General features: G+C 31.6%; 5 protein-coding genes. All 5 read right to left on the bottom strand.

The genetic code is table 11. The features are described 5' to 3' along the window. Window positions 1-109: 109 nt before the first annotated feature. The gene (locus SULYE_RS07130; protein ID WP_007547952.1) at window positions 110-631 is read right to left on the bottom strand and encodes a glycine cleavage system protein R; all 522 of its coding nucleotides are present in this window, start codon (window positions 629-631) and stop codon (window positions 110-112) included. A 2-nt stretch (window positions 632-633) separates the two neighbouring features. After that, window positions 634-1041, bottom strand: coding sequence for a glycine cleavage system protein GcvH (gcvH, locus tag SULYE_RS07125; protein WP_007547951.1), 408 nt, complete (start codon window positions 1039-1041; stop codon window positions 634-636). A 46-nt stretch (window positions 1042-1087) separates the two neighbouring features. Beyond that, window positions 1088-2485, bottom strand: a complete 1398-nt coding sequence (locus tag SULYE_RS07120) for a dihydrolipoyl dehydrogenase family protein (protein ID WP_232178628.1) — start codon at window positions 2483-2485, stop codon at window positions 1088-1090. 51 nt (window positions 2486-2536) lie between these two features. Beyond that, complete coding sequence (locus SULYE_RS07115; RefSeq protein ID WP_007547949.1) at window positions 2537-3124, bottom strand: carbapenem self-resistance protein CarG family protein; 588 nt, start codon at window positions 3122-3124, stop codon at window positions 2537-2539. A gap of 27 nt (window positions 3125-3151) precedes the next feature. Continuing rightward, on the bottom strand, window positions 3152-3435 hold a 284-nt coding region (locus tag SULYE_RS07110), incomplete at its 5' end, for a hypothetical protein (protein WP_043989256.1).

Below are 3435 nucleotides of genomic sequence, written 5' to 3'. Positions count from 1 at the left end.
TCGTGTGAGTATTTCTACAAATTTTTAAACTCTTTCCAAATCTACAACTTCGATAGATTTTCTTTTTAATCTTTCATCCGGATATTTAAGAATCTCCAGTTTTTCCACTTTATAACTCTGCCGTTTCTACGTTTTCTATTTCTATGTCAACATCTAACTCTTGTTTTAGCTTTTCTACCTCTCTATTAAACTCTAAAATATCCACTTCTTCCGGAAATTCTGATTCTATAAACATAATATAAAGACTATTTACCTTTTCTGTTCTTAAATCTGAGATATTTATTCCTTTGTCTGCAAGTAGTTTTGATACTTTATAAACTATGCCCGGCTTATCGGAGCCGTAAACTGCTATATTGAAAATTGGTAATTTTTTTCTTGGTTTGTTTATAACATCCTCAGATACTTCTTTTATGATGATAGTTAAGCCTTCTTTTTCAAGTTGACTGAATTCTTGCTTAAGATGCTCTAAGCTTTTATCTCCTTTCACAATCAGCATTATGGTAAACTCATTGTTTAATCTTGTCATTGATGAATCTTCAATGTTAAAGCCGTTTTTAAATAGGATTTCAGTAACTTTTGCAACTATTCCCGGCTTATCTTCTCCAATTGCTACAATAATAAAATGATTCATAATTATTCCTCTTCTTCTGTGATTGCCTCTAAATAAGCTCTATAATCATCTGCTGTCATTAAATCTTCTATTTCTGTTAGGTCTTTCATTTGAATATCACATATCCAACCATCACCGTACGGGTCTGAGTTAAGAAGAGATGGCTCATTTGCTAAATCTTCGTTTATGGAGATTATTTTTCCTGTTAATGGTGAGTATATTTCAGATACTGCTTTTATAGATTCTACCGTTGCAATAACTTCTCCGGATTCAACCTCTCTTCCTACTTCCGGTAGCTCAATAAAAACAACGTCGCCAAGCTGACTTTGTGCATAGTCTGTAATGCCAATAGTTGCAACATCATTCTCTATCTTTACCCATATATGTTCTTTTGTGTAATACAATTCATCTAAAATCTTATACTCTCTCAAAGCTCTCCTCCTTTATTTTTTCTATTAGATTATATCAGAAATCTGTTTAAAAAAGCTTACCAATAGCAACATCATAGGAAGCATAAGCAAGTATTTCTGTTAATGATGGATGGAAATAAATAAAGTCATGAACTTGTTTAGCTGTGTATTTTTCTTTGATAAAGGTTGATATTGTATGAATTAACTCTGATGCACCACTGCCGACAACATCCGCTCCAACAATTATTTTAGAGTCTTTTTCAAAATACAATCTTACGTAGCCATCAGGTTCAAGCTCGTCTACCGCCTTTTCGTTAAATCTGTATGTATAATATCCGGAAATAATCTCAACTCCTTTTTCTTTTGCAAGCTCTTCGTTTAAGCCAATATGTCCTATCTCGAAAGCTGAGAAAATAGCCCAAGGAACTAAATCGTAGTTTGGAGATTCTTTTTCTTGGGATGTTATGTTATGTAAAGCTATTTTTGCTTCATATCCGGCAACATGGGCAAGCATCGGAGAGTTTATAACATCTCCTATAGCGTAAATATTTTCATAGTTTGTCTGTAAGTATTCATTTACTTTGATAAATCCTTTACTGTCTTTTTCTATGTCTATGGTGTCTATATCTAAAGTGTTTGGCTTTCTTCCAACTGTCAGAAGAATCTTTTCAACGTTTATGACTTCACCGTTAGAAAGTTTAACATCAATGGAATTATCTTTTATCTGATAGCTTTCAACTGTCGTTTGGAAATGAGTTTTAATTCCAATAGATTTAAATTTTCTCAATAAATACTTTGAAATCTCCTGAGAAATTATGTTTGATGGTAATAGTCTATCTTGAAGCTCCGTTAAATAAACATCGCAGCCGTATATTTTTGCAATGTATCCAATCTCACACCCAGCTACGCCACCACCAACAACAAGCATGCTTTTTGGAAGTGTACTTAATCTTTCCATGTAATCTTCTGTAGTGATTATATAATTGCCATCCGGCACTAAATTTCCAACAGATGCAGGAACAGAACCAGTAGCAATAATAATATTCTTTCCTTCTATTATTTCGGTAGTTGAATTCTCTTTTACAATCAGTACTTTATTTTTATCTACAATTTTTCCAACGCCTTTATAGACAGGAACTTTTTTTGATTTTAAAAGCTGTGCTAAAGAGTTTCTTAAAAAGCTGATGGATGAATTTTTGCTTTCAAAAGCTTTTGTATAATCAAGACTAAAATCTTTTATATTTATTCCATAGTCTTTCAATTTTGACAACTTTTCTATCTGATAAGCTCCGCTTCTTAAATATTTTGTAGGAATGCAGGCTCTATTAAGACAGTTTCCGCCGAGCTTGCCTTTTTCAACGACGGCAATGTTTAAATTTTTTCTCAGTGCTGTAAGAATAGCCTCATAACCCCCCGGTCCAGTTCCGATGATTATCAAATCATACATGGTTAAAACCTCAAACATAAGTTGTTTTTATAATTATAACTTAATCTTTTACGCTTAAAGTGAGAGATTTTAATATTTAAGAAGCTCTATTATTAAATCCTTTCTTAGCACCTCATCAGCATCGCAATATATTTTTTTAGTTTGTGATTTTTTCTTAATAATAAAGGCTCTATCTTCATCATCGTATTGGTAAATAACTACTGAAAAAGGACATTTGTCAGTAAAAGTGTTTTTGTTTTCATTACATTTCTTTTTTGCATATATTAGATAAATGCCGTTTTTAAATTTTATCAATCTTAGACCTGAAATATTGGTTTCTTCTTTCGACATATCATTTCCACATCCGCCAACTTTAGTATAGGTGTATATGTTAGCTTCTGCTCCATTTCCGTCAGCAACTTCTATTGGAATATAAGAAAGATGTGTTTTCCCTTTGCGGTAAAACGAATAAGCAGTATAAATGTTGCCTCCAAATGGTGTTAGGAAGTCAGCAGATATTATTAAATCTTTTATCCCATCATTATTTATATCAAAATAATTAATTCCGTTCTTTATTTGGATAATTTTGAAAGGATCTTTTTCCTCAGTAAATCCATGCTTTGGCAAGATAAATAGTATAAAAACCGATAAAATCCAGAAATTTTTAAACCTTCTCATATCTACCTTTACCTCCATTTTACAAATTTATATTCCAAGTTCCTGTTTAAAGGCTACATTTACATCGCAGTATTTTCTTGTAGAACCAAATTCATTAATTTTATTAAAGAAAAATCTATCATCAATATCGTCATATTGAAGCTCATAAATAGCGAATTTGATAATATCTTTATCGGCGTATGTTTTTTCTCCTGATAAATAGCGTTCAGCTTTAATTAAGTAGACTTTTTTACTGTTTTTTATTTTAACCAATCTAAAATCTCTCAATATACAATCAGCTCCTTCATGAGTAAATAATTGATACTCTTCTT

Origin of the sequence: Sulfurihydrogenibium yellowstonense SS-5, assembly GCF_000173615.1 — a bacterium.
Taxonomy (GTDB): Bacteria; Aquificota; Aquificia; order Aquificales; family Hydrogenothermaceae; genus Sulfurihydrogenibium; species Sulfurihydrogenibium yellowstonense.
Note: the sequence above shows the minus strand (reverse complement) of the source record. Positions and strands in the feature narration are given on the sequence as shown.

What these genes read in the sequence shown, in the direction of transcription:
- SULYE_RS07120 (WP_232178628.1), bottom strand. Translation starts at nt 2,485, where the DNA reads ATGTTTGAGGTTTTAACCATGTATGATTTGATAATCATCGGAACTGGA.
- SULYE_RS07130 (WP_007547952.1), bottom strand. Translation starts at nt 631, where the DNA reads ATGAATCATTTTATTATTGTAGCAATTGGAGAAGATAAGCCGGGAATA.
- SULYE_RS07115 (WP_007547949.1), bottom strand. Translation starts at nt 3,124, where the DNA reads ATGAGAAGGTTTAAAAATTTCTGGATTTTATCGGTTTTTATACTATTT.